The 22,647-nt window shown below is 68.9% G+C and carries 19 protein-coding genes and 1 riboswitch; of the genes, 7 read left to right on the top strand and 12 right to left on the bottom strand.

What is annotated here, in order from left to right; genetic code table 11:
- Positions 1–36: 36 nt before the first annotated feature.
- Complete coding sequence (locus RCH12_RS04245) at positions 37–744, bottom strand: helix-turn-helix transcriptional regulator (RefSeq protein ID WP_168195342.1); 708 nt, start codon at positions 742–744, stop codon at positions 37–39.
- A 44-nt stretch (positions 745–788) separates the two neighbouring features.
- The gene (moaA, locus tag RCH12_RS04240) at positions 789–1,901 is read right to left on the bottom strand and encodes a GTP 3',8-cyclase MoaA (RefSeq protein WP_134408649.1); all 1,113 of its coding nucleotides are present in this window, start codon (positions 1,899–1,901) and stop codon (positions 789–791) included.
- Positions 1,902–2,081: 180 nt separating this feature from the next.
- Between moaA and RCH12_RS04235 the strand changes: the two genes are divergently transcribed.
- The 3 genes from RCH12_RS04235 (at position 2,082) to RCH12_RS04225 (ending at position 5,162) form a co-directional block, all read left to right on the top strand.
- Positions 2,082–3,407, top strand: coding sequence for an MFS transporter (locus RCH12_RS04235; protein ID WP_088457463.1), 1,326 nt, complete (start codon positions 2,082–2,084; stop codon positions 3,405–3,407).
- Positions 3,408–3,572: 165 nt separating this feature from the next.
- Positions 3,573–3,764: a hypothetical protein gene (locus RCH12_RS04230; RefSeq protein ID WP_327016134.1), complete on the top strand. Its 192-nt coding sequence runs from the start codon at positions 3,573–3,575 to the stop codon at positions 3,762–3,764.
- Between the two features lie 87 nt (positions 3,765–3,851).
- The gene (locus RCH12_RS04225) at positions 3,852–5,162 is read left to right on the top strand and encodes an HNH endonuclease signature motif containing protein (RefSeq protein ID WP_327016133.1); all 1,311 of its coding nucleotides are present in this window, start codon (positions 3,852–3,854) and stop codon (positions 5,160–5,162) included.
- 140 nt (positions 5,163–5,302) lie between these two features.
- Here RCH12_RS04225 and narI read toward each other — a convergent pair whose 3' ends face one another.
- From narI to RCH12_RS04200, 5 genes are all read right to left on the bottom strand, one after another.
- Entirely contained in the window at positions 5,303–6,112 is an 810-nt protein-coding gene (gene narI, locus RCH12_RS04220; protein ID WP_134480768.1) for a respiratory nitrate reductase subunit gamma, read from the bottom strand.
- Positions 6,109–6,801: a nitrate reductase molybdenum cofactor assembly chaperone gene (gene narJ / locus RCH12_RS04215; protein WP_327016132.1), complete on the bottom strand. Its 693-nt coding sequence runs from the start codon at positions 6,799–6,801 to the stop codon at positions 6,109–6,111. The genes narI and narJ overlap by 4 nt, the downstream gene beginning before the upstream one ends.
- Positions 6,798–8,462 (bottom strand): nitrate reductase subunit beta, encoded by a 1,665-nt coding sequence (gene narH / locus RCH12_RS04210; protein WP_327016131.1) that lies wholly within the window; start codon positions 8,460–8,462, stop codon positions 6,798–6,800. Before narH ends, narJ begins: the two co-directional genes overlap by 4 nt.
- Complete coding sequence (locus RCH12_RS04205) at positions 8,463–12,179, bottom strand: nitrate reductase subunit alpha (protein ID WP_327016196.1); 3,717 nt, start codon at positions 12,177–12,179, stop codon at positions 8,463–8,465.
- 176 nt (positions 12,180–12,355) lie between these two features.
- On the bottom strand, positions 12,356–13,018 hold the full coding sequence (locus tag RCH12_RS04200) for a helix-turn-helix transcriptional regulator (RefSeq protein ID WP_088457469.1): 663 nt from the start codon (positions 13,016–13,018) through the stop codon (positions 12,356–12,358).
- Positions 13,019–13,282: 264 nt separating this feature from the next.
- Between RCH12_RS04200 and RCH12_RS04195 the strand changes: the two genes are divergently transcribed.
- Positions 13,283–14,179 (top strand): formylglycine-generating enzyme family protein, encoded by an 897-nt coding sequence (locus tag RCH12_RS04195; protein ID WP_327016130.1) that lies wholly within the window; start codon positions 13,283–13,285, stop codon positions 14,177–14,179.
- Positions 14,180–14,315: 136 nt separating this feature from the next.
- Here the strand turns inward: RCH12_RS04195 and RCH12_RS04190 are convergent, their stop codons facing one another.
- Complete coding sequence (locus RCH12_RS04190) at positions 14,316–15,038, bottom strand: hypothetical protein (RefSeq protein ID WP_327016129.1); 723 nt, start codon at positions 15,036–15,038, stop codon at positions 14,316–14,318.
- Positions 15,029–15,129, bottom strand: a riboswitch (TPP riboswitch). Its footprint overlaps the gene before it by 10 nt.
- A gap of 87 nt (positions 15,130–15,216) precedes the next feature.
- On the opposite strand from RCH12_RS04190, the gene RCH12_RS04185 reads away from it, so the two are divergent.
- Entirely contained in the window at positions 15,217–17,349 is a 2,133-nt protein-coding gene (locus RCH12_RS04185) for a fructose-specific PTS transporter subunit EIIC (RefSeq protein WP_327016128.1), read from the top strand.
- Between the two features lie 93 nt (positions 17,350–17,442).
- Here the strand turns inward: RCH12_RS04185 and RCH12_RS04180 are convergent, their stop codons facing one another.
- From RCH12_RS04180 to RCH12_RS04165, 4 genes are all read right to left on the bottom strand, one after another.
- Complete coding sequence (locus RCH12_RS04180; protein ID WP_327016127.1) at positions 17,443–18,312, bottom strand: hypothetical protein; 870 nt, start codon at positions 18,310–18,312, stop codon at positions 17,443–17,445.
- Between the two features lie 93 nt (positions 18,313–18,405).
- Positions 18,406–19,149 carry a 2-phospho-L-lactate guanylyltransferase gene (locus RCH12_RS04175; protein WP_207795461.1) on the bottom strand — a complete coding sequence of 248 codons (744 nt, stop codon included), beginning with the start codon at positions 19,147–19,149 and terminating at the stop codon, positions 18,406–18,408.
- Positions 19,150–19,160: 11 nt separating this feature from the next.
- Complete coding sequence (cofE, locus tag RCH12_RS04170; RefSeq protein ID WP_327016126.1) at positions 19,161–20,150, bottom strand: coenzyme F420-0:L-glutamate ligase; 990 nt, start codon at positions 20,148–20,150, stop codon at positions 19,161–19,163.
- A 2-nt stretch (positions 20,151–20,152) separates the two neighbouring features.
- Positions 20,153–21,154, bottom strand: a complete 1,002-nt coding sequence (locus RCH12_RS04165; protein ID WP_088457473.1) for a TIGR03557 family F420-dependent LLM class oxidoreductase — start codon at positions 21,152–21,154, stop codon at positions 20,153–20,155.
- Between the two features lie 69 nt (positions 21,155–21,223).
- On the opposite strand from RCH12_RS04165, the gene RCH12_RS04160 reads away from it, so the two are divergent.
- Together RCH12_RS04160 and RCH12_RS04155 are read left to right on the top strand one after the other, a co-directional pair.
- Complete coding sequence (locus tag RCH12_RS04160) at positions 21,224–22,060, top strand: exodeoxyribonuclease III (protein WP_327016125.1); 837 nt, start codon at positions 21,224–21,226, stop codon at positions 22,058–22,060.
- Positions 22,061–22,147: 87 nt separating this feature from the next.
- Complete coding sequence (locus RCH12_RS04155) at positions 22,148–22,636, top strand: antibiotic biosynthesis monooxygenase (RefSeq protein WP_327016124.1); 489 nt, start codon at positions 22,148–22,150, stop codon at positions 22,634–22,636.
- Positions 22,637–22,647 lie beyond the last annotated feature (11 nt).

Below are 22,647 nucleotides of genomic sequence, written 5' to 3'. Positions count from 1 at the left end.
AAGCACCGACTTCGGCCCGCACTGGGGGCATTTCCCTCAGTCCGCGAGACCCGGAGGCAACTCCACGAGGCAGAGGTCGGGCTGCACGAACGGGAGCAGGCGGATGGCGGACGCGTCGTGCCCTCGCTCCCGCACCAGGCCCTGGATCAGGCCCAGGTGCACCGAGCAGACCACATTGGGGTTGGCGCGCGCCTCGGCCCGGAACGGGCAGGCCGGCAGCGCGATGGTGTTCTCGTCTGCGCGCAGCTGAGGCTCGAAGCCGATCTCGGTGAGCACCCGCAGCAACGGAGGCACCATGTCGGTTCCGGCCGAGGCGGCGGACGGGGTGCCCACCAGGTCGACCGGATCGGCGGCATCCGCCCCGGCCGCGTACTGCGCCGACCAGCGCTCGCCGGCGCGCACCGAGCGGGCGCGACCGCCGTCGGCGTCCTCGCCGATCACCGAGGCGAGGGCCTGGGTGAGCTGCAGTTGGGCATCTTCGACGGGCAGCGGCGCCGCCACCGGGCTGAACAGCACGTGCGGGCGGCCACGCTGGCCATCCCTGGCCACCTGGCGCTCGACCAGTCCCGCGGCCTCGAGCTGCTCCAGGTGGAACCGGGCGGTGGTGACATGCAGGCCGATGCCCGCGGCGACGGTGACGGCGTCCAGCGGCTCGGCGGCAGCGGTGAGCAGGCCCAGCACCCGGCGGCGCGGCTCACTGGCCAGGGCCGCGTGCCTGGCGTCACTCTGATCGGTCGAAACCATGATTTTAGAGTAGCAGCGTGCGGTTAAACCGGACCGGGCGGCGATCATCCGCCGATGTAGGACATCTCGATCTTCGTGCCGGAGGAGCGCACCGCTCCGGTCTGGGCGCTGCGCAATGCGGAGGCCCGGTCGGTGCGCTGCCGCCAGATGGAACCCATCGCGGCCGAGAGCTGCTCGTCGCTGCTGCCATCGCGAAGCAGCGCGCGCAGGTCATGGCCGCCGCTGGCGAACAGGCACGTGAACAGCTTGCCGTCGGTGGAGACCCGAGCGCGGGAGCAGGTGTGGCAGAACGACTGGGTGACGCTGGAGATCAGGCCGATCTCGCCCTCGCCGTCGACGTACCGCCAACGACGGCTGGTCTCGCCGGCGTAGTTGGGCGCCACTTCCTGCAACGGCAGTTCGGCGTGGATGCGGTCACGCACCTCACTGGACGGGAGCACGGCGGCCATGTCCCAGCCGTTGCTCGTGCCCACGTCCATGAACTCGATGAATCGCAGGATGTAGGGGGTGCCCTTGAAATGCCGGGCCATGTTGACGATGTCGTGGTCGTTCTGGCCGCGCTTGACGACCATGTTGATCTTGATGGGACCCAGGCCGACGGCGTGGGCGGCGTCGAGGCCGGCCAGGATGCGGGCGACCGGGAAGTTGACGTCGTTCATCGTGCGGAAGGTGGTGTCGTCGAGGGAGTCGAGGGAGACAGTCACGCGCTTGAGGCCGGCATCCTTGAGCGCCTGCGCCTTCATCGCCAGGGCGGAACCGTTGGTGGTGAGGGCGATGTCCACGGGCCGGCCCGCCGGGGTGCGGAGGGCGGCGAGCATTGCGATGAGCTCTTCGAGGCCCTTGCGCAGCAGCGGTTCGCCGCCGGTGAGCCGGATCTTCTCCACCCCGTGCGCCACCGAGATACGCGCCAGCCGGGTCATCTCCTCGAACGAGAGCATCTCGTCGCGGGGCATGAAGGCGAAGTCCTTGCCGAAGATCTCCTTGGGCATGCAGTACACGCAGCGGAAGTTGCACCGGTCGGTGACCGAGAGGCGCAGGTCGTGCAGCGGGCGACCGAGGGTGTCGACGAGCTGGGTATCCGGGGCCGGGGCAGGCCCGAGCGGCACATCACCGGCCAGCGGCTCGATGACGCGCACGGGAATCGGTACGCCGGACATACACCGACCCTAACCCCGAACGGTTCGGGTTCGCCGCATCGTGTCCGGTCGCAGCGGCCGCGGCGGGCACGGATCATTTTTCACGGTGTTCGCTCGTTGTCGGGGCCTTCGGCGACGGTCAGGCTGACCTTGAGCGCACCAGCAGGTGCGCTCTCATTCGACCGGAAACCAGGAGCTTTCATGTCAGCCGCCGCTTCCACCGCCGTCAGCAGCCGCCTCGAACCGGACCTGTCCAACTGGGACCCGGAAAACGAAGAGACGTGGGACTCCAAGCTCGCTTGGCGCACGCTCTGGATCACCACCTTCAGCCTGACGCTCGCGTTCGCCTCCTGGTACCTGGTGAGCGCGATCGCGCCGCGACTGAACGACATCGGCTACTCGCTGACGCCCGGCCAGCTGTACTGGCTGGTAGCCCTGCCCGGCTTGGCCGCCGGCATCCTGCGGCTGGTCTTCATGTTCCTGCCGCCGATCATGGGCACCCGCAATCTGGTGGCGATGTCGTCCGGGCTACTGATCCTGCCGATGCTCGGCTGGACCCTCGCCGTACGCGACACCTCCACCCCGTTCTGGGTGCTGCTCTGCCTGTCGTTCTCGGCCGGCATCGGCGGCGGCGCGTTCTCCGGCCTGATGGCCTCCACCAGCTACTTCTTCCCCAAGCGCCTGGCCGGCACCGCGCTCGGGCTGCAGGCGGGACTGGGTAACTTCGGTATCGGCCTCATCCAGCTTCTGCTGCCCTGGGTTGTCGGTTTCGGTCTGCTCGGCACGGCGGCCCTCACCCCGCAGTCCAGCGCGAACGGCGAACTGGTCTGGCTGCACAACGGTGGACTGGTGCTCATCCCCTGGGCTCTGCTCGCGATGGTGCTCTCGATCCTGTATCTGCGCCGGGTGCCCATCACGGCCAACTTCGCGCAGCAGGTGGACATCTTCAAGATCAAGCACACCTGGATCATGACCGCCATCTACCTGATGAGCTTCGGCGCATACAGCGGCCTGGCCGCCCAGATGGGCCTGATCATCCTCAACGTCTACGGCGACTTCCCGGATGCACCCAACCCGTTGGCATTCGCGTTCATCGGCCCTGTCGTGGGAGCCGCCGTGCGAGCGGCCAGCGGCCCGTTCTGCGACAAGTTCGGCGGCGCGGTCTTCACCTTCGTCGGCGGTGCCGGCATGGTGGTGGGCACGGTTCTGACCGCGTTCTTCCTCACCCCGTCGAGTGTCGGCGAGTTCTGGGGCTTCCTCACCGGGATGCTGATCATCTTCTTTTTCGCGGGTCTGGCCAACGGCGGCACCTTCAAGCAGATGCCGATGATATTCCCCAAACGCCAGGCCGGCGGCGCCATCGCCTGGACCTCCGCGATCGCGGCGTTCGGCCCGTTCATCGTGGGCATCGCGCTCACGGCGATCAGCCCGACAGCGTTCTTCATCGGCTGCGCCGTGTTCTGCGTCTTCTGCACGGTCCTGGCCTGGATCTTCTACGCCCGTCCCAACGCCCCCTACCCCGGCTAGCCCCTCCGCCCCCTCACCCCCGCCATGTCCCCGGCGGGATGCCCGGCGGGGCTGGTGGGGGCGGTGTTTCGTGGCGGGCCCGGCCCGACGGCCGACGGGCGAAGAGGTTATCCACAATTTGATATTTGCTCACACAAAGCTTCGTATTCGGGCTAGATTCGGGGCATGACAAACCAGTCGAGTATCGCAGCTACGTTCGCCACTCATCGCGGTGATGCGCTGGTGGAAGCCGCGGAGAATGTGGCCCGGTTAGGGTCGTGCAGCGTTGACTACGACGCGTTGTCGGATGCCGCTGTCCTGGCCGGTCAGCGCACTCTCGCGCAGGCCCAGCGCGAGCTCGACACCCGCAAGGCGTAGCTGGCGAAGACCCTGGCCCAGCGTTCCCGATGGGAGCTGGGCCAGTCCGGTCTGGCTGCGCAGCAGGGTTTCCTCAACCCCGAGGCCTTGATCCAGGAGCTGACCGGCACGAGCAAGGTTGAGTCGAGGAAGCTCGTGGGGGTGGGCCGGATGCTCGCCGAGGCCGAAGATGCCCAAGCGCAGGCGGCCGCGTTCCTGGCCGCCGAGGACGAGGCAGCCCGCCGGTTGCTCGACGGGGCGCTTGATGGCGCGCTGGACCCGGACTCCCCCGACGCCTTGGACTTTGCGGTTCCGCTGCTGCCGCCGGCCCCGGCACCGTGGCACGCACCGATCTCGCACGCCGTGACCGGCGGCACCCTCTCGATCGATGCCGCGCACGCCCTACGCACCGGCCTGGGCGACATCGATACCGTCGTCACCGGCCCGGTCCTCGCCGACGCCCTCGCCGGCCTGCTCGCCGACGCCGCGGCGATGGACGTGGACCAGCTCCTCAAACGGGCCCGGCAGACGCGCGACAGCCTCGACGAGGCCGGCATTAGGGTACGGGAACAGAAAGCCTGGGACGACCGCTACCTGCGCATCTGGACCCTGAACACCGGCCAGGTCCGCATCGACGGGCTCTTCCCGGCGGAACAGGGCGAGTTCATCAAAGCCACCTTCAACAGTCTCACCAGCCCCCGCCGCGGCGGCGTGCGCTTCGTCGACACCGCACGCGCCGCCTGGGCCAAACGCGTCAAGAACGACCCCCGCAACACCAGCCAAATCACCTGCGACGGCTTCCTCGACCTCCTCAAAGCCGGCACCACCATCAACCCCAACGAGATGCTCGGCGGCCGCCGCCCCGCCGTGCAGATCCTCACCACCACCGCCACGACGGCCAGACCCGCCGCACCCACAGGACCGACCGCCGCCGACGACATCCTGATCTGCCTACCCGGCCAAACCGGGCACGGCTACATCGAGGGCAACAACGCCCCGGTCTCCCCCGAAACCATCGAACGCCTCATCTGCGACTCGGGAAGTGTTGAGATCACCGTCGACGAGGTCAACCGGCCCCTGGACCTGGGCCACGAACAACGCCTGTTCAACCGGGCCCAACGCCGGGCCCTCGCCGCCCGCGACGGCGGCTGCCGGTGGCCCGGCTGCGACCGCCCACCAGCGTTCACCGAAGCCCACCACATCGAACACTGGCTCAGAGACCACGGCAGAACCGACATCAACCAGGGCATCCTGCTCTGCCCCGCCCACCACCTGCTGCTCCACAACCAGCACTGGCAGATCTTCGAAAACACCGGCCGCTACTGGCTCCGCCCACCCACAACCATCGACCCCGGCCAAACACTCATCGAGATGCCCGCCCGCAACCCAGCCACGACGCACCTAAGCCCCAGCCGCTGATCGAGCTCGCTGAGATCCCCCGACCCGGGGCGCGTTCGCGACTCACCTCACCAGGTCTCGACACGCTCGACCAACGCGGCGGGAACCGCCCCGCACACACCTCGCCAGGCCTCGAGGAGCTCGGCCGACGACGAGGGGTGTTAGCGGCGGATGTTGGTGCGCGAGCGGGAGGGACGGGCGGGCTCGTCGGCGCGCGGAGAGACCCGCACGTTCGGGAGCTCGGCCTTCTCCCAGCCGCGCTGCACCGGGCGGGCGCCGGAGCCCTTGTGCGTGTCGCGAGAGCGGTAGATCACGTAGGGCCGCCAGATGTAGCCGATCGGGGCGGAGAACACGTGCACCAGTCTGGTGAACGGCCAGAGCAGGAACAACGCGGTGGCGGTGAGCACGTGCAGTTGGAAGAAGAACGGCACGTCGCTCATCAGCGACGGGTCGGGCTGCAGGCCCCACAGGCTGCGGATCCACGGCGAGATCGAGCCGCGGTAGTCGTAGCCAGCACCGAGCACCTGGTGCAGCACGGTGGCGACGGTGCCGAACACGATGGTGCCGCCGAGGAAGATGTACATCACCTTGTCCATCACCGTGGTGGCCAGGTGCACCCGGGTGACCAGGCGCCGGCGGATGATCAGGATGATCAGCCCGGCGATGGTCAGCACCGCCGCGACGCTGCCCATCCAGGTGGCCCCGAGGTGGTAGATGTGCTCGGTGACGCCGAAGAACTCCAGCCATGGCTTGGGGATGAACAGGCCCACCACGTGGCCACCGATCACCATGATCATGCCGTAGTGGAACATCGGCGAACCCCAGCGCAGCAGCCGGTTCTCGTAGGTCTGGCTGGAGCGGGAGGTCCAGCCGAACTGGTCGAACCGGTAGCGCAGGATGTGGCCGACCACGAAGGTGGCGGCGGCGATGTAGGGGAACGCCACCCACAACAGGTAATCGAGCGGGGTCATCGGCGTACTTCCTCACTGGACGCGCCATGCGCGGAAAACGGTTTGAGATTGCCGAGGTAGGTCATGCCGACGGTCTCGGTGGGCGGGCCCTCGTTGACGAGGTCCAGGTAACGCTTGCGAGTCTCATCGTCGATGGGCGGCAGCGACAGACAGACCGCTTCGACGAGGTGCGCGTAGGGACTGTTGACTTTCTCGAGCGCCGCACGCAGCACCTCGATACCGTCCCGGTGCGAGGAAAGCAGCTGACCGGCGATCGGCGAATCGGAGAGCGCGGAGAATTCGAGCACCATCGGCAGGTAATCGGGCAGCTCGTCGGCGTCGACCTCCCAGCCGGCGGCCCGGTATGCCTCGACGAACCGCACCAGCGCCATGCCGCGCCGGCGGGTGTCGCCGGCGGCGTAGTAGCTCAGGTATGGGCAACACTTGCGCTTGAGGTCGAAGGTGGCCGTGAAGTGCACCTCGAGCTGCTGCTGGCTCAGCTCGGCGGCGGCGGCGAGGAACGCGGCGAACGCGGCGCGCAACGCATCCGGCAGGTCGCCCAGCGACGCGGCGACGACCGCGAATTTGGCGCGGCGCTCCTCGTCCGGGTAGTCCAGCAACAGGGACGCCGCCATGTGCGCGATGCGCCGGTCCTGATCGTCGAGCGCGAGAGCGGCCACCCGCCGGGGGGCGAGCTTGGGCATTCTCATGCGGTGGCCTCCGGGCTCGGCTTGGGCGGGAACATGCCCGGCGGCACCGTGCCGCCGGTCCAGTTGAGCAGGTTGACCCGGCCCGGGGTGGTGGGCTTGGTCTTCTCGCCGCCCTTGCCGGTCATCTCGTTGTAGTTGGATACGGTGCCGGCCAGCGGCATGCCGGGCTCCTGGCCGAACGGTCCGGCGTTCTGGCCCGGTCCACCCATGCCGGGTCCGCCGTCGGTGTCGAGCGAGCAGGCCAGCTCGTCGAGTTCGCGGGCGGTCTCCACGTGAGCTTTGGGGATCACGTAACGGTCCTCGTACTTGGCGATGGCGAGCAGCCGGTACATGGCCCGCATGGTCTCGCCGGTCATGTTGACGGCGCGGGCGATGCGCTCGTCCGCCGGCCGGCCCAGGTTGATGTCGCGCATGTAGGAGCGCATGGCGGCGAGCTTCTTCAGCGACGCCTCCACGGGCCGCACGTCACCGGCCGAGAACAGGCCGGCCAGGTACTGCACCGGGATGCGCAACCGGTCGATCGCGGCGAACAGGGTGCGGGCATCCTCACTGTCGGCTTGTGTGGTGGAGACCACGTCGACCACCGGGGACAGCGGCGGGATGTACCAGACCATGGGCATGGTGCGGTACTCGGGGTGCAGCGGCAGCGCGATCTTGTACTCGGCGATGAGCTTGTAGATCGGGCTGTTCTGCGCGGCGAGGATCCAGTCGTCTTCCATGCCCTCGGCCTTGGCCGCGGCGATGACCTCGGGGTCGAACGGGTCGAGGAAGACCCCGCGCTGGGCATCCAGCAGATCCTGGTCGTTCTCGATCGACGCGGCGGCGAGCACAGCGTCGGCGTCGTAGAGCATCAGGCCGAGGTAGCGCAGCCGCCCCACGCAGGTCTCCGAGCAGATGGTGGGCTTGCCCTGTTCGATCAACGGGTAACAGAGCGTGCACTTCTCGGCTTTACCGGTCTTGTGATTGAAGTACACCTTCTTGTAGGGGCAGGCGGAGACGCACATGCGCCAACCACGGCAGCCGTCCTCGTCGACAAGCACGATGCCGTCTTCCTCGCGCTTGTACATGGCGCCGGAGGGGCACGCCGCGACGCAGGCGGGGTTGAGGCAGTGCTCGCAGATACGCGGCAGGTAGAACATGAAGGTGTTCTCGAACTCCATCTTCACGTGCTCGCTCATGGTGGCGAGGATGGGATCGTCGGCGGCGGTCTCCTGCGAGCCGCCGAGGTTGTCGTCCCAGTTGCCCGACCACTTGATGTCCATGTTCTTACCGGTCAGCAGCGACTTCGGCCGCGCGACCGGGCTCTGGGTGCCGGCCGGCGCGGTGGTAAGCATGTCGTAGTCGTAGGTCCACGGCTCGTAATAGTCGTCGATCACGGGCAGGTCGGGGTTGTCGAAGATGTGCAGCAGCTTGCTCAGCCGACCGCCGGCGCGGAGCTTCAGCCGGCCGCGCTTGGTGCGCACCCAGCCGCCCTTCCACTTCTCCTGGTCTTCGTACTGGCGCGGGTAGCCCACGCCGGGTTTGGTCTCCACGTTGTTGAACCAGGCGTACTCCACGCCGGTGCGGTTGGTCCAGACCTGCTTGCAGGTCACCGAGCAGGTGTGACAGCCGATGCATTTGTCGAGATTCATGATCATCGACATTTGAGCCATAACGCGCATTTAGTACTCAACCTCCTGGCTGCGTCGACGGATCACGGTGACCTCGTCGCGTTGGTTCCCGGTCGGGCCGAGGTAGTTGAAAGCGAATGAAAGTTGGGCGTAGCCGCCGATCAGGTGCGAGGGCTTGAGCAGGATGCGGGTGAGCGAGTTGTTGGTGCCACCGCGCAGTCCGCTGGTCTCGGCGACGGGCACGTTGATGGTGCGGTCTTTGGCGTGGTACATGTACACGGTGCCCTCCGGCATCCGGTGCGAGACGATCGCCCGGGCCACGACAACGCCGTTGCGGTTGTACGACTCGATCCACTCGTTGTCGCGCACGCCGATCTTGTCGGCGTCCTGCGGCGACATCCAGATGGTCGGTCCGCCCCGGGAGAGCGAGAGCATCAGCAGGTTGTCCTGGTACTCGGAGTGGATCGACCACTTGGAGTGCGGGGTGAGGTAGCGCACGGCCACCTCGGCGCGACCCTTCGAGCCGGGTGCGCCCGTGGACTTCGTTGAGCCGACGACCGAGTCGTCGAACAGTCTGTGCATGTCCAACGGCGGCCGGTAGATCGGCAGCTGCTCGCCGAGCTCGATCATCCAGTCATGATCGAGGTAGAAATGTTGCCGCCCGGTGAGGGTGTGCCACGGTTTGAGGTGTTCGACATTGATAGTGAAGGCGCTGTAGCGGCGTCCGCCGTGCTCGCTGCCCGACCATTCCGGCGAGGTGAGCACGGGAACCGGAGCGCCCTGCACATCCTTGAAGGTGAACCGGCGCCCCTCGTTGTCGCTGGCCAGGTGGGCGAGCTTCTGCCCGGTGCGCTCCTCGAGCTGCCGGAAACCCTGGGTGCCGAGGCGCCCGTTGGTGGTTCCGGAGAAGGCGAGCACCATCTCGCAGGCGTGGATGTCGGTGGCCAGCTTCGGCCGGCCGGCCGCCGGTCCGGACTCGACGAGACCGTTCTTGGTGCCGAGGTACTCGATTTCCTTGTCGGGGTCGTATTTGACGCCCTTGATGGTCATGCCGAGCTTGGCGGTGAGCGGGCCGAGGGAGCCGAGCTGCGCGGCGAAGGCCGGGTAGTCACGTTCCACCACGACCAGCCGCGGCATGGTGATGCCGGGAATCAGGTCGGGGTTCTCCACCACGATGCCGTGCGGGGTGGCCATGGCGTCGGGGGTGTCGTGCATCAGCGGCGTGGCAACGAGGTCGCGGCGCACACCGAGGTGTTTCTCGGAGAACTCGGACACTTTCTGGGCCAGCAGGTGGAAGATGTCGAAGTCGGTCTTGGACTGGAACGGCGGGTCGATAGCCGGGTTGAACGAGTGGATGAACGGGTGCATGTCGGTGGTGGACAGGTCGTGCTTCTCGTACCAGGTGGCCGGCGGCAACACCACGTCGCTGTAGATGGTTGTGGACGTCATCCGGAAGTCGCTGGTGACCATCAGGTCGAGCTTGCCCTCCGGGGCCGACTCATGCCACTTCATGGTGTGCGGGCGCTTCTCCTCCGGGGATTCCGGGGCGCGCACCGCGCTCTGGGCGCCGAGCAGGTGCTTGAGGAAGTACTCGTTGCCCTTGCCGGAGGAGCCGAGGATGTTGGCCCGCCAGACGACGAGCACCCGGGGGAAGTTCTCCGGCGCATCCGGGTCTTCGCAGGCGTAGCCGAGGCTGCCGTCCTTGAGTGAATCGACCACGTACTGGGCCGGGGCGACCCCGGCCGCATCGGCGTCGTCGACGATGTCGAGCGAGTTGCGGTTGAAGGTGGGGTAGCTGGGCATCCAGCCGCGTTTGGCCGATTCGACCAGGCAGTCCGCCGTGGTGCGTCCGGTGAAGGTGCCGGTGGCCAACGGGCTGGCGAGGGTGTCGGCGCTGAGGCCGTCGTAACGCCACTGGTCGGTGGCGAGATACCAGAATGCGGTGCCGATCATGGCGCGCGGCGGGCGTACCCAGTCCAGGCCGAAGGCGTACTGCGCCTGGCCGGTGACCGGGCGCACCTTCTCCTGACCCACATAGTGCGCCCACCCGCCACCGTTCACGCCCTGGCAGCCGGTCATGGTGGTCAGCGCGAGGAAGGCGCGGTAAATGGTGTCGGAGTGGAACCAGTGGTTGGTGCCTGCGCCCATCAGGATCATCGAGCGGCCGCCGGAGTCTTCGGCGTTCTGCGCGAACTCCCGGCCGATCCGGGCCGCGGCCTGCGCCGGCACGGAGGTGATCTCCTCCTGCCAGGCGGGGGTGCCGGGCGAGGAGGCGTCGTCGTAGCCGGTGGGCCAGACGCCGGGCAGGTTCAGTTCGTCGCGGCTGACGCCGTACTGGGCCAGCAGCAGGTCGAAGACCGTGGTGACCAGCTGGCCGGCCACCATTCGCACGGGCACGCCGCGGCGGATGACGCCGGCGCCGCCGGTGTGCTCCTCGCCCTCTTCGCCGGTGAGGGCGGAGACGTCGAAGCGGGGCATGTCGATGGCGGCGCTCCGGCCGTCGTGGTCGGGGCTGTCGGCGATGGAGAGCAGCGGGTCGACGCCCTCCAGGTCGAGGTTCCACTTGCCGGCGTCGGTTTCGCTGAACCGGTGGCCGAGTGAGCCGTTGGGCACGACCGCGTGGCCGACCTGGTCGAGCAGCACGGGCTTGAAGGTGGCGCTGGCGACGGTGGAGGCCGTGTCGGGCAGGGCATCCGCGGTGAGGAACTTACCGGGCACGTAGGCGTCGCCGCGCGGAGTGAGGGTGATCAGGTAGGCGGAGTCGCTGAACTTCTTCATGTAGTCCACGAACTGCGGGGTGCGCCGGTCGACGAGGAATTCCTTGAGCACGACGTGGCCCATGGCCAGGGCCAGGGCGCCGTCGGTGCCGGGGTGCACGGCCAGCCACTCGTCGGCGAACTTGGAGTTGTCGGCGTAGTCAGGCGAGACGGTGATAACTTTCTGACCGCGGTAGCGGGCTTCGACCATGAAGTGCGCGTCGGGGGTGCGGGTCACCGGGACGTTCGAGCCCCACATGATCAGATAGCTGGAGTTCCACCAGTCGGCGGATTCGGGCACATCCGTCTGGTCGCCGAACACCTGCGGGGAGGCGACGGGCAGGTCGGCGTACCAGTCGTAGAACGAGAGCATGGTGCCGCCGAGCAGGGTGATGAACCGGTTGCCCACTCCATGGGAGACGATCGACATGGCGGGGATCGGCGAGAAGCCGGCGATCCGGTCGGGTCCGTAGTTCTTGATGGTGTGCACCTGGGCGGCGGCGACGATCTCGGCGGCCTCGTCCCAGCTGGCGCGCACCAGGCCACCCTGCCCGCGGGCACTCTTGTACGCCGTGGCGCTCTCCGGGTTGCCGGTGACCTCGGCCCAGGCGAGCACCGGGTCGCCGGTGCGGGCCTTGGCCGCGCGGTACAGCTCGAGCAGTACACCGCGCACGTAGGGGTAGCGCACCCGGTTGGGCGAGTAGGTGTACCAGCTGAACGCGGCGCCGCGGGGGCAGCCGCGGGGTTCGTACTCTGGCGAGTCCGGACCCACGGAGGGGTAGTCGGTCTGCTGGGTCTCCCAGGTGATGATGCCGTCTTTGACGTACACCTTCCAGGAACAGGAGCCTGTGCAGTTCACGCCGTGGGTGGACCGCACCTCCTTGTCGTGGGTCCAGCGGTCACGGTAGAACGAGTCGGCGTCGCGGCCGCCCTCGAGGAACAACGAACGCAGGTCTGGGGAGGTTTCACCGCGGCGCAGGAACCGGCCGAGGTTGAGGATTGAGTCGGTGATGGGGCCGTCGCTGCCGGGTTTGGCGGATGTGGCCCCGGCTCGGCCATTTCGTGAAAAGACAGAATTCTTGACTGATTTCACGGGGATCTCCTAGCGCTGCCGGCGTCGCCACGGTCAGCGATGCCCTCTGCGCAAGTCTCCCGAGTGCGGAAGACCGCTACAACCGGGAAACGCCGTTAATAATCAGCGGGAGCGTAAATGACCACAGGCGGCACCGCCGCGGCCGGCTCCAGGACCCGCTCGAGCAGGTCGAGGGTGCAGATGTCCGGCCCGACCAACGGATGCAGCCGGTCGGCCCGCAGCGGGCCATCCGTCTGTTCGAGCAGCGTCTTGATCAGGCCGAAGTGCACAGTGCACACCTCGGGGTGCAGCTTCACCATCTCGCTGTACGGACAATCGTGCAGGTGCACGTGGGTGCCGTCAGAGTCGTGGTCGGAATCGAAGCCGCTGGCGTCGAGGTGGTCGTCGAGCGCGTCCATCTGGCACTGGCGCGGGGAGGTGTCGACGGTTTCGAGGGGCAGGAGCCTCCGCACGAGGTCACCGCGGCGCTGTGCGGCTTCGGCCTTGGCCGCGCGCACCGAACCGGGCTCGGCGGAACCGGCCGCCGCGCTGTAGAGCATGCGGGGGCGACCCTTGGTCTCGCGGGTCTCCGGCTGGCAGGTGATGAAACCATCGTCGACCAGGCGCTGCAGATGTTCTCTGGCGGTGTTGGGATGCAGCCCGGCCGCCTCGGCGAGGTCGCCGACGGTCATGGTTCCGCGACGCTGCAGGTGCAGGAGCAAAGTGATCCTGCTGATCGAGGCGAGCGTGCGATAACTCGGGGCGGAGCGGGGAACCATGGAGCCCAGTATGGGCCACCGTCCAATCTGGCGGTACCCCCTGCCCCTGATCGGGCGCCAGCTTCTGCTCGCCAGATGCCGTGAGTCGCCATCAGGAGAGGCGAGCCTGGTCCCGCCGGCAGGGTGGTCGCGGCGACGGAGGAGCGCTAGGGTCTGCGCGTGACGACGGATGAGCACGGGTGCTGCGCGCCCGCACACGAGGTGATACGCCAGGCCCGGCTGGCCGTGGGCGTAGACGATGCGGAGGCACCCCCGGGCACAGCCATGTCCCAGCTCCCCCCGGCACCGGCCGCTCCCGGCTCACTCGTCCGGCATCACCTCGACCAGGCGCTGGTGCCGGCGCAGGTCTTCGCCATGGGCGACGCCGACGGCGCGGGCAATCCCGGCGACGGCGAGACCCCCGTGCACGAAGTGCGGCTGGATGCCTTCTCCATTGACACGACGACGGTCACCAACGCCGCCTTCGCCCGGTTCGTGGCCGATACCGGGTATCGCACCGAGTCGGAGTTGTTCGGCTACTCCGCGGTGTTCCACCTCGCGTTGCAGGCCGACATCGATGACGTGGTCGGCCAACCCCCGCAGACACCCTGGTGGCTGGGGGTGCGCGGCGCGGACTGGGCGCATCCGGCCGGCCCCCGTTCGTCGCTCGACGGGCTGGCCGAGCATTCGGTGGTGCAGGTGAGCTGGAACGACGCGCTGGCCTACTGCGCCTGGGCGGGGCGACGGCTGCCGACCGAGGCCGAGTGGGAGTGCGCGTCGCGCGGCGGGCTGGCCGGCCGGCGCTACCCGTGGGGCGACGAGTGGGAGGAAGGGCAGCGCTGCAACATCTGGCAGGGCCGGTTTCCCGCGGTGAACACCCTGGCCGATGGCTGGCTCAGCACCGCCCCGGTGCGGGAGTTCGCGCCGAACGGCTACGGCCTCTGGCAGAGCGTGGGCAACGTCTGGGAGTGGTGCGCCGACTGGTGGGCGGAGGGCTATTACGCGCACTCCCCCGCCGAGAATCCGGCCGGCCCGGCGACGGGCGAGCAGCGTTCGATGCGCGGCGGCTCGTACCTCTGCCACGACTCCTATTGCAACCGGTATCGCAACTCCGCTCGGGCCTCCAACACCGCGGATTCCGCGGCCGGCAACGTGGGCTTCCGCACCGTGGCGCTGACCTGATCCGGCGCCGCCGAGGCACAACTCGTGCTCGATTCCGCCGGCGTGGCCGACCGCCTCGTCATTCCGGGGCGATCGCCGGTCGGCGGCTGGGAATCGCAGGAGTCATGCATCCGCGGGTGCGGATGGTTGTGGTCTGCTACCCCGGCGCGTGCAGCTGGGGCGCGTCGAAGAAGAGCAACTCGAGGGCCGCCGACCGCGCGAACACGGCGCGCATGAGCGCCCGGTCGACGGCCGTCGCGGTGGCCGCCGCGGTGTCGGTGAGCAGGATTGCCTGCCGGGTCGCGGCCGCGAACCCCTCGTCGGCGTAGGTCTCCAGCCAGTCGGCGTACGGATGCGCCGCATCGCGCCGGCTCGCCGTGAAGCCGGCGTGCAGGCGCTCGCCGACATCCGCGTAGAGCCAGTAGCAGGGCAGGACCGCGGCCAGCAGCACCGCATAGTTGCCTGCCGCGCTGACCGCGACCAGGTGGTCGACGTAGGACCGGGTCACCGGGCCGGGCGCCGGGCGCGTGTCATGGCCGGTCAGCCAGGTGCGGTGCAGCTCGAGTTCCACCTCGATGCAGTTGGCGGCGCCGGTAGCCCAGAATTCCCGTTCGGCGGGGGTGGGCGCCAGGACGCTCGCCTGCGCCAGCACCCGGGAGTACGCGGCGAGGTAGAGGGCATCCTGGGCCAGGTAGTAGGCGAAGTGGCCGGCGGACAGGCTGCCGTCGCCGAGTTCCGCGATGAAGGGCAACGCATCGATGGCGGTGCGGGTTTCGGCGATGTCGGCCCAGAGCAGCCTGCTGAACGGTTCGGTGCGGCCCGGCTCCGGCCGCAGATCCGGGTCGGCATCCCCGCGTGATTCGGCGGCGTGAACGTTCATGGCGACATCCCTTCGCTAGTGCTAACTAGTCAGGTTCGACGGGTTTGGATCTCAGCGTCCGCATCCGGCGGAGGCACCCCGTGTCGCGTCCCACCCTAGCGGCCGGCAGGGCCGAAAGACTCTCGAATGCACCGGGCGCCGAACTGTACGCTGGACAGGCTGCTGCATTCTTCACCGGGTGAGCACGCGCTCCATGGCCGACGGGCCACCGGTCGTCGGCGTCGTCCTGGAAGGACACCGCACCATGCCTGACACCCCGACCGACACCACCATCGCGCCGCCCACGGTGTTGATCCTGGCGATCACGGCCTGCCCAACGGGCATCGCCCACACCTACATGGCTGCCGAGAAACTCGACGCGGCCGCCACCGAACTCGGCTACGAGATCCGGGTCGAGACGCACGGGTCCGTCGGAGTCGAAGGCACCTTCAGTCAGGCCGACATCGACCGCGCCGACGCTGTCGTCGTCGCCGCCGACACCCAGATCGACCTGTCCCGCTTCGGGGGCAAGCGCATCGTCTCCACCCGCGTCTCCGACGGCATCCACCGCCCGGCCGCGCTGATCGCCGAGGCGCTGGCCGCCGCCCCCACCGGCCGCGCCGCCGTGACCACGGATGCCCCGGCGAGCGCCGGGAAACGCGACATCGGCGGTTTCATCTACCGCGCGCTGATGAACGGCGTGTCGTACATGATCCCGTTCGTCGTCGTCGGCGGGCTTCTCATCGCGATCTCGCTGTCGATCGGCGGCGAGGCCACCCCGCAGGGACTCGTGATCCCCGAGGACAGCTTCTGGTTCACCATCAACCAGATCGGCGTGCTCGGCTTCACCCTGATGGTGCCGATCCTCTCCGGCTTCATCGCCTACGCGATCGCCGACCGGCCCGGGCTCGCACCCGGCATGATCTGCGGTTGGATCGCCACGACCGGCTCCTTCTACAACTCCGAATCGGGTGCCGGTTTCATCGGCGGCATCGTCACCGGTTTCCTGGTGGGCTTCGTGGCGCTGGGCATCAAGAAGATCCCCGTGCACCGCTTCATCAAGCCGATCATGCCGATCCTGGTCATCCCCGTGATCACCACCCTCGTCGTCGGCGGACTGTTCGTGCTCGCCCTCGGCCAGCCGATCGCCTGGGTGTTCTCCTCGATGACCGACTTCCTCTCCAGCCTCGACGGCGGCAGCGTCGTCGTGCTCGGCCTGATCCTGGGCGCGATGGTCGCGTTCGACATGGGCGGCCCGATCAACAAGACAGCGTTCCTGTTCGGTTCCGCGCTGATCGCCTCCGGCAACCCGGGCCCGATGGGCATGGTCGCCGCGGCCATCGCCGTGCCGCCGCTGGGCATGGGGCTGGCCACGGTCATCCGTCGCCGGTTCTTCACCCCGGTGGAACGCGAGGCCGGCATCGCCGCGCTGTTCATGGGCTTCTTCGGCATCACCGAGGGCGCCATCCCGCTCGCGGCGGCCCGCCCGCTGCAGGTCATCCCCGCGAACGTGCTCGGTGGCGCCGTCGCCGGTGCCATCGCCGCGATCGCCGGGGTCACCAACGCCGTGCCGCACGGCGGCCCGATCGTGGCCGTCTTCGGTGCCGTGAGCGGCGTGCCGATGTACTTCGTCGCGATTCTCTCCGGTGTGGCCGTCACCGCTCTGGTGTCGGTGCTGCTGATCGGCATCTCGGTGCGCAAGGTCGTGCCGGCGGATGCTGCCGCGGTTGCGGTCGCCGGTGCCGCTGCGGATGCCGCTGTGCCGGTTGCCGCGCCGGGTGCGGTGCCGCCCGTGGCTGCGGCGCCGGTTCGTGCCGCGCCTGCTACCGCCGAGCCGGTGGCCCCCGCCCCGAAGACCGTGCTCGACTACATCGACGAACGCACCATCGTGCTCGACATCGACGAGACCGACCGGGACGCGGTCATCCGTCGTCTGGCCGGTCTGATGCAGACCACCGGGCGGGTGCTCGACGTCGACGCCGTCGTGCAGGCGGCCAGGGACCGTGAGCTGATCAGCACGACCGGCATCGGCGAGGGCATCGCGATTCCGCACGCCAAGTCCGACGGCGCCACCTCCCCGGTGCTCGCGTTCGCGCGCAGCCGGGACGGCGTTGACTGGAACTCGCTGGACGAGGCCCCCGCGCACCTGATCTTCATGATCGCCGTGCCCGAGGCCGCCGCCGGCACCGAGCACCTCAAGGTGCTCGCCCAGCTGTCCCGCAGCCTGATGAAGCCCTCGTTCCGCTCCTCGATCGAGATGGCGGCCACCCCGGCCGACGTGCTCGCGGCACTGGCGTCCTCGGTGCGGCCGGCGACTCCCGCCGCGCACTGACCCCCCTCCTGGACCGCAGGTCGGGGCGGACTTTTTCGGGAAACGCCGCCGCGCGAGCCTGCGCAACCCGGCGTTTCTCGAATTTCTCCGCCCTTACGTACCGAGTTCGGCCGAGGTCGGCTCGGCCGGCGCATCCGTCTGACCCGCCCGGGTTGTTCGCAGGGCGATGCCCGCCGCGGCGAGCCCGAGCGAAGCCAGGACGAGCACCGTGTGACTCCAGCCCGAGGTGGCGAGGACCGTGCCTCCGCCGGCCGCGGCCCAGGTGCAGCTCCGGCCGAGCGGCCACCAGGAGAAGCTGCCGGTGACGACGCCGGCGCGCTCCGACAGCTCGGCGAGGGGAGAGAACGGCCCCTCCACGGCGCAGGCATAGTCCAGGCCGCCGTGCACCGCAACGAGGTACGCGCCGGAGGTGGCGATAGCGGCCAGACAGAGGCCGGCCGCGATGAGGACGGCACCGAATCGTGAACGCTCCGAAGCGGACAGTCGCTGCGTCCCGATGCCCCGAGGGAGGAGCGCCGTACGCCCGAGGAGCACCGCGATGAGGCCGATCCAGAGCGGGCCACCGGCCAGGGTGAAGCCGAGGATCGCGGCGGCGAGGACCGCGGGACCGCCGGCAGCGCCCGGTTCACCGGGAATCCACTCGGCCACGAGCAGCAGTGACAGCGCCGCTGAGGCCACTCCTGCGTATCCGGCGAGCACGCTGCGCCCGCCCAGGCCCCAGCGACCGGTCGTCGGCGAGAACACCAGAAGCAGGGTGAGTGTGACGGTGCCGGCGAGAACGGCGATCGCTGCCTGGCTGGGATAGGCACCGGCGACCGCCGCCCAGGCCTCCCCCATCGCCGCGTCCCTGCTGAGGGCGATCATCAGGACGGCCGTCGCGGCGACCGCGACCGCCGCGAGCATAACCGTCAGGGCAAACCGCGCGGCGATTAGCGGGCTGATCAGGTGCGCGGTGGTCCCCATGTCTGCACGTTAGCGCAACGGCGACGACCTCCGGGCTGCGGCTGCCCCGGCGTTCAGCCCACAGCCGGCGCCGCGTTCCGGTGCGCCGTGCTGCTAGCCGGACTCCTGCTGCGAGCGGGCGATGAGGGCGCTGGTGTGCGCACCGACACCGCGGCGCAGCACCTCGGCAAGGTTGTCGACGGTGTCGACGTCGCGGCGGATCGACGCCGTGGCGGGCAGCTCGAGCGGCACGTGGCCGGCCGCCTCGTGCGCGGCACGGGAGCCGGGCCCGAACCGGGGCGTGAGCGTGATGCCGGCGCGGGCGAGCAACGTGGTGGTGCCGGTGCCCTCCTCGTCGGCGACCATGGCCAGGTCATGGGCGGCTGCGGCGGTGAGGGTCGACTCGACGTCAGCGACGGTGAGCGCGGGCAGGTCTCCGGTGAGCACCGCGACGCTGCAGAGCGGGTATTGCTCGTGCGCCACCCGGATGCCCTCGCCGATGGCCGCGTTGAGCGGGTCGCGAGGTGCCGCACAGTTCCCCTTCGCGGGTCCCGAGGGGCTGTTCTGCGGCAACTCGGCAGCGCCGGTCTTGCGAGTTGCCGCACAAGCGCCCGTCCCGGCATCCGAGGCGGATGGGTGCGGCAGCTCGGGAACGATCTGGGCGCCCAGCGCCTCGAGCGGCGCGGCGGCAGCGGGGTCGGCGGTCACCACGAGAACCTTCTGCACCATCTCGGCGGCCAACAGTGCGGCCACGGTGTCCAGCGCGAATGCTTCGGCGAGCTCCCCGCGGGCCGGGAAGGTCTCCGGTAGCGCGCTCAGGCGGCTCTTGGCGCTCGCATTGCCCTTGACGGGCACCACGCACACCCACCTCACGCGGATGCGGTTCCGCGAGCAGCCACGTGAGGCCCACTGCTGCGCTCCGAGGGGGCCTCAACCGGCAACTCACCAGAGCGGTCGTCGGCGGCAGCATCCGGCACCTCATGATCGCTCGCGAGCTCACCATCCCCACCCGGGTCGGTCGGCGTAACGGATACACCGACCCCAACGGACGCACCGGCCCCAGCAGCAGCAGCCAGCCCGGCCGTATAACCCTCCGCGTACGCCTCGGCGCTGCCGACGCGGAACATGTCGCTCGCCCCGTCGCGCACCAGCCGGCGCGCGCCGCGATCCCCCGCGTCGATCGCGCCCACCAGGTGGCCGAGGCCGCGGAGCACGGCGACGGGGTTGCCGCTGGTCTTGCCCTTGATCAGGTCGGCGGCGCCGGCGATCTCGTCCGCGACCGCGGCGACGGTGACGTCGAGGCGGCGACCGTGCGCATCCATGCTGCCACGTAGGTCGTCGAGCACGGCCACGCCGGCAGCGCCGATGGCGATGTCGGTCTGGCCGTCCCGCCACGGGCGGCCAACGGTGTCGGTGATCAGCACCCCGAGATGCAGCCCGGTGGCGGCGCGGAGGGCTGCGCAGAGGCCGCGCGCGGAGGCATCCGGGTCGACGGGCAGTAGCAATACAGTGCCGTGCTCGACGTTGCTGGCGTCGACACCGGCGGCGGCCATCACCAGGCCCTGCCGGTTTTCGACGATGCGGGTGACCCCGCCCGGATGCGCACGGGTCGCGACGACCCGTACGGTCTCGTCGGCGATGGCCTGCTCCCGGTCGGTCGCGGCCACCTGCCTGCCCTCGGCCTTGGACACGATCTTGCTGGTCACGGCCAGGATGTCACCGTCGGCCAGACGGGACGCGGCGGGACCGGCGACGGCCAGGATGGTCGCGGCCAGGTCGTCGCCGGCCCGGACCTCGCCGATTCCGGGCAGCACGAACACCTCGAGCCGGTGGCGCGCACCGTCGGCCGCGGAATGCATGGCTACCGGGCGAGCTTCGGCAGCACGTCGCGGCCGAAGACGTCGATCCACTGGCGCTGGTTGCGCCCCACGTTGTGCAGGTAGATCTTGTCGAAGCCGAGGTCGACGAACTTCTGGATGTAGGCACGGTGGTCGTCGGGGTCGGCGGAGATGATCATCCGGCCCTCGAAGTCCTCCGGACGCACCAGTTTTGCCATCTGCTCGAATTCGAACGGCGAACGGATGTCGCCCTTGGGGAACTTCATGCCGCCGTTGGGCCACTCGTGCAACGCGTTGGCCATGGCCTCCTCGTCGGTCTCGGCCCAGCTCATGTGCAGCTGCAGCACCTTGGGCATGGTCGACGGGTCCTTGCCGGCCTCGCGGGCGCCGTCGTCGAACTTGCCGAACAGCATCGAGATCTTCTCGAGCGGGGCGCCGACGGTGATGAGGCCGTCGGCGTGCCGGCCGGCGCGCTTGGCGGTGACCGGGCCGGCGGTGGCGACGAGGATCTCGGGCGCGACCTCAGGCATGGTCCATAGCCGGGTGGACTCGAGCTTGAAGAACTGGCCGGAGTGCTTGACGTCCTTGCCGGCGATGCTGGCGGTGAACAGCTTCGAGATGATCTCGATGGCCTCGAACATACGGTTGATGCGCTCGGGCGCCTCGGGCCAGTAGCCGCCGACGATGTGCTCGTTGAGCGCCTCACCGGAGCCCAGGCCCAGCCAGTGCCGGCCGGGGTACATCGAGGCGAGTGTGGCGGAGGCCTGCGCCACCATGGCCGGGTGCCAGCGGAAGGTTGGCGCGGTGACGCCGGGACCCATGTCGCCCTTGGTGCGCTCACCGATCGCGGCGAGAACGCTCCACACGAAGGAGGATTCGCCCTGGGCTGGCACCCACGGTTGGAAGTGATCGGCCGCCATAACCCCGGAGAAGCCGTGCTCCTCCGCATAGGCCGAGAGCGCCACCGCCTCGGCGGGGGCGAACTGCTCCAACATGGCCGCGTAACCGATCTGCAATTCCGACATACTGCCATCCTGCCACTCGCGTGTGTCGGCGAGGTTTCTGGAGCGCCCGCGCCAAATAGGCTTAGAGCCATGCGCATCGCCACCTGGAACGTCAACTCCATCCGTGCCCGCGTCGACCGAGTGGTCGACTGGATGGTGCGAGAGGACATCGACGTGCTCGCCATGCAGGAGATCAAGTGCAAGCCCGAGCAGTTCCCCGCGCAGGCCTTCGAGGACGCCGGCTACGAACTGGCCATCCACGGCCTCAGCCAGTGGAACGGCGTCGCGTTCGCCAGCCGCCACGAGATGACGGATGTGGTCACCGCCTTCCCCGAGATGCCCGGCTTCCTCAAGGGTGAAGAGGGTCCCGGCCTGCCGCTGGAAGCCCGCGCGCTGGGCGTGACCGTGAACGAGATGCGCCTGTGGAGCCTGTACGTGCCCAACGGCCGCTCGCTGGATGACCCTCACTACGTCTACAAGCTGGACTGGCTGACCCGGCTGAAGACCCACGCCGCCGACGAGCTGGCCAAGAACCCCCGGCTGGCGATGGCACTGATGGGCGACTGGAACGTGGCCCCGCTGGACTCCGACGTGGGTGACCCCACCCTGGTACCCGGCGTGTCCACCCACATCTCGCCGGCAGAGCGCAGCGCGTTCGAAGCGTTCGAGGCGGCCGGTTTCACCGACGTGGTGCGCCCGATCGTGCCGGAGGGCTTCACCTACTGGGACTACAAGCAGCTGCGCTTCCCGCGCAACGAGGGCCTGCGCATCGACTTCATCCTCGGCTCACCGGCCTTCGGTGAGCTCGTGACGGATGCGAGCATCCACCGCAACGAGCGCAAGGGCGACGCCCCGAGCGACCACGTTCCGGTGCTGGTGGACATCGAGACCGAGGGCGAGGACGACGACCGCCCGATGATCTTCTAGGCCCCGCTGGTTGAGCTCACCGTCTCCATCCGCCGTAAGGTCGACCCCGCCCGGTTCGACGAGGCCACCCACTGGGTGCAGACCGGGATGGACCTCGCCAACGAATACCCGGGCTTCCTCGGCTCCGGCTGGGTGCGTGCGCACGCCGGTTCCGCGCACTGGCACATGCTCTACAAATTCAAGGATGCGGCCTCGCTGGGGGCCTGGGAGCACTCGATCGCCCGCACCAGCTGGCTGCTTGAGGGTGAGGGCCTGGTGCTCGAGTCCCACGTGGTGCGGCGCACCGGCATCGAGGGCTGGTTCGACGACTCCCAGGTCAACGCCGGTCCGTCCGCGCCGGTCCAGCCGCCGCGCTGGAAGCAGGCCGTGGCCATCGGGCTGGGCTTCTTTCCGCTGAACGTGATCTTCACCTACCTCGTCACCGGGGTGGACCCGCACTGGAACGACATCCCGACCGTGCTCCGGATCCTGCTGACCACCTTCGTGATGGCGCCCATGATGACCTACGTGGTGATGCCGTTCATCACCCGCCGGCTGCGGCCATGGCTGCAGAAAGCGCCCAAAAAGAAGGCCTGATCGGCCCGACG

It is taken from the genome of Cryobacterium sp. MP_3.1, assembly GCF_035984795.1.
Taxonomy (GTDB): Bacteria; Actinomycetota; Actinomycetes; order Actinomycetales; family Microbacteriaceae; genus Cryobacterium; species Cryobacterium zongtaii.
This window is presented reverse-complemented; position numbering and strand designations above follow the sequence as displayed.

Coding starts and splice junctions, on each gene's coding strand:
- RCH12_RS04245 (WP_168195342.1), bottom strand. CDS start 744: ATGGTTTCGACCGATCAGAGTGACGCCAGGCACGCGGCCCTGGCCAGT.
- moaA (WP_134408649.1), bottom strand. CDS start 1,901: ATGTCCGGCGTACCGATTCCCGTGCGCGTCATCGAGCCGCTGGCCGGT.
- RCH12_RS04235 (WP_088457463.1), top strand. CDS start 2,082: ATGTCAGCCGCCGCTTCCACCGCCGTCAGCAGCCGCCTCGAACCGGAC.
- RCH12_RS04230 (WP_327016134.1), top strand. CDS start 3,573: ATGACAAACCAGTCGAGTATCGCAGCTACGTTCGCCACTCATCGCGGT.
- narI (WP_134480768.1), bottom strand. CDS start 6,112: ATGACCCCGCTCGATTACCTGTTGTGGGTGGCGTTCCCCTACATCGCC.
- narJ (WP_327016132.1), bottom strand. CDS start 6,801: ATGAGAATGCCCAAGCTCGCCCCCCGGCGGGTGGCCGCTCTCGCGCTC.
- narH (WP_327016131.1), bottom strand. CDS start 8,462: ATGCGCGTTATGGCTCAAATGTCGATGATCATGAATCTCGACAAATGC.
- RCH12_RS04200 (WP_088457469.1), bottom strand. CDS start 13,018: ATGGTTCCCCGCTCCGCCCCGAGTTATCGCACGCTCGCCTCGATCAGC.
- RCH12_RS04195 (WP_327016130.1), top strand. CDS start 13,283: ATGTCCCAGCTCCCCCCGGCACCGGCCGCTCCCGGCTCACTCGTCCGG.
- RCH12_RS04190 (WP_327016129.1), bottom strand. CDS start 15,038: ATGAACGTTCACGCCGCCGAATCACGCGGGGATGCCGACCCGGATCTG.
- RCH12_RS04180 (WP_327016127.1), bottom strand. CDS start 18,312: ATGGGGACCACCGCGCACCTGATCAGCCCGCTAATCGCCGCGCGGTTT.
- cofE (WP_327016126.1), bottom strand. CDS start 20,150: ATGCATTCCGCGGCCGACGGTGCGCGCCACCGGCTCGAGGTGTTCGTG.
- RCH12_RS04165 (WP_088457473.1), bottom strand. CDS start 21,154: ATGTCGGAATTGCAGATCGGTTACGCGGCCATGTTGGAGCAGTTCGCC.
- RCH12_RS04160 (WP_327016125.1), top strand. CDS start 21,224: ATGCGCATCGCCACCTGGAACGTCAACTCCATCCGTGCCCGCGTCGAC.
- RCH12_RS04155 (WP_327016124.1), top strand. CDS start 22,148: ATGGACCTCGCCAACGAATACCCGGGCTTCCTCGGCTCCGGCTGGGTG.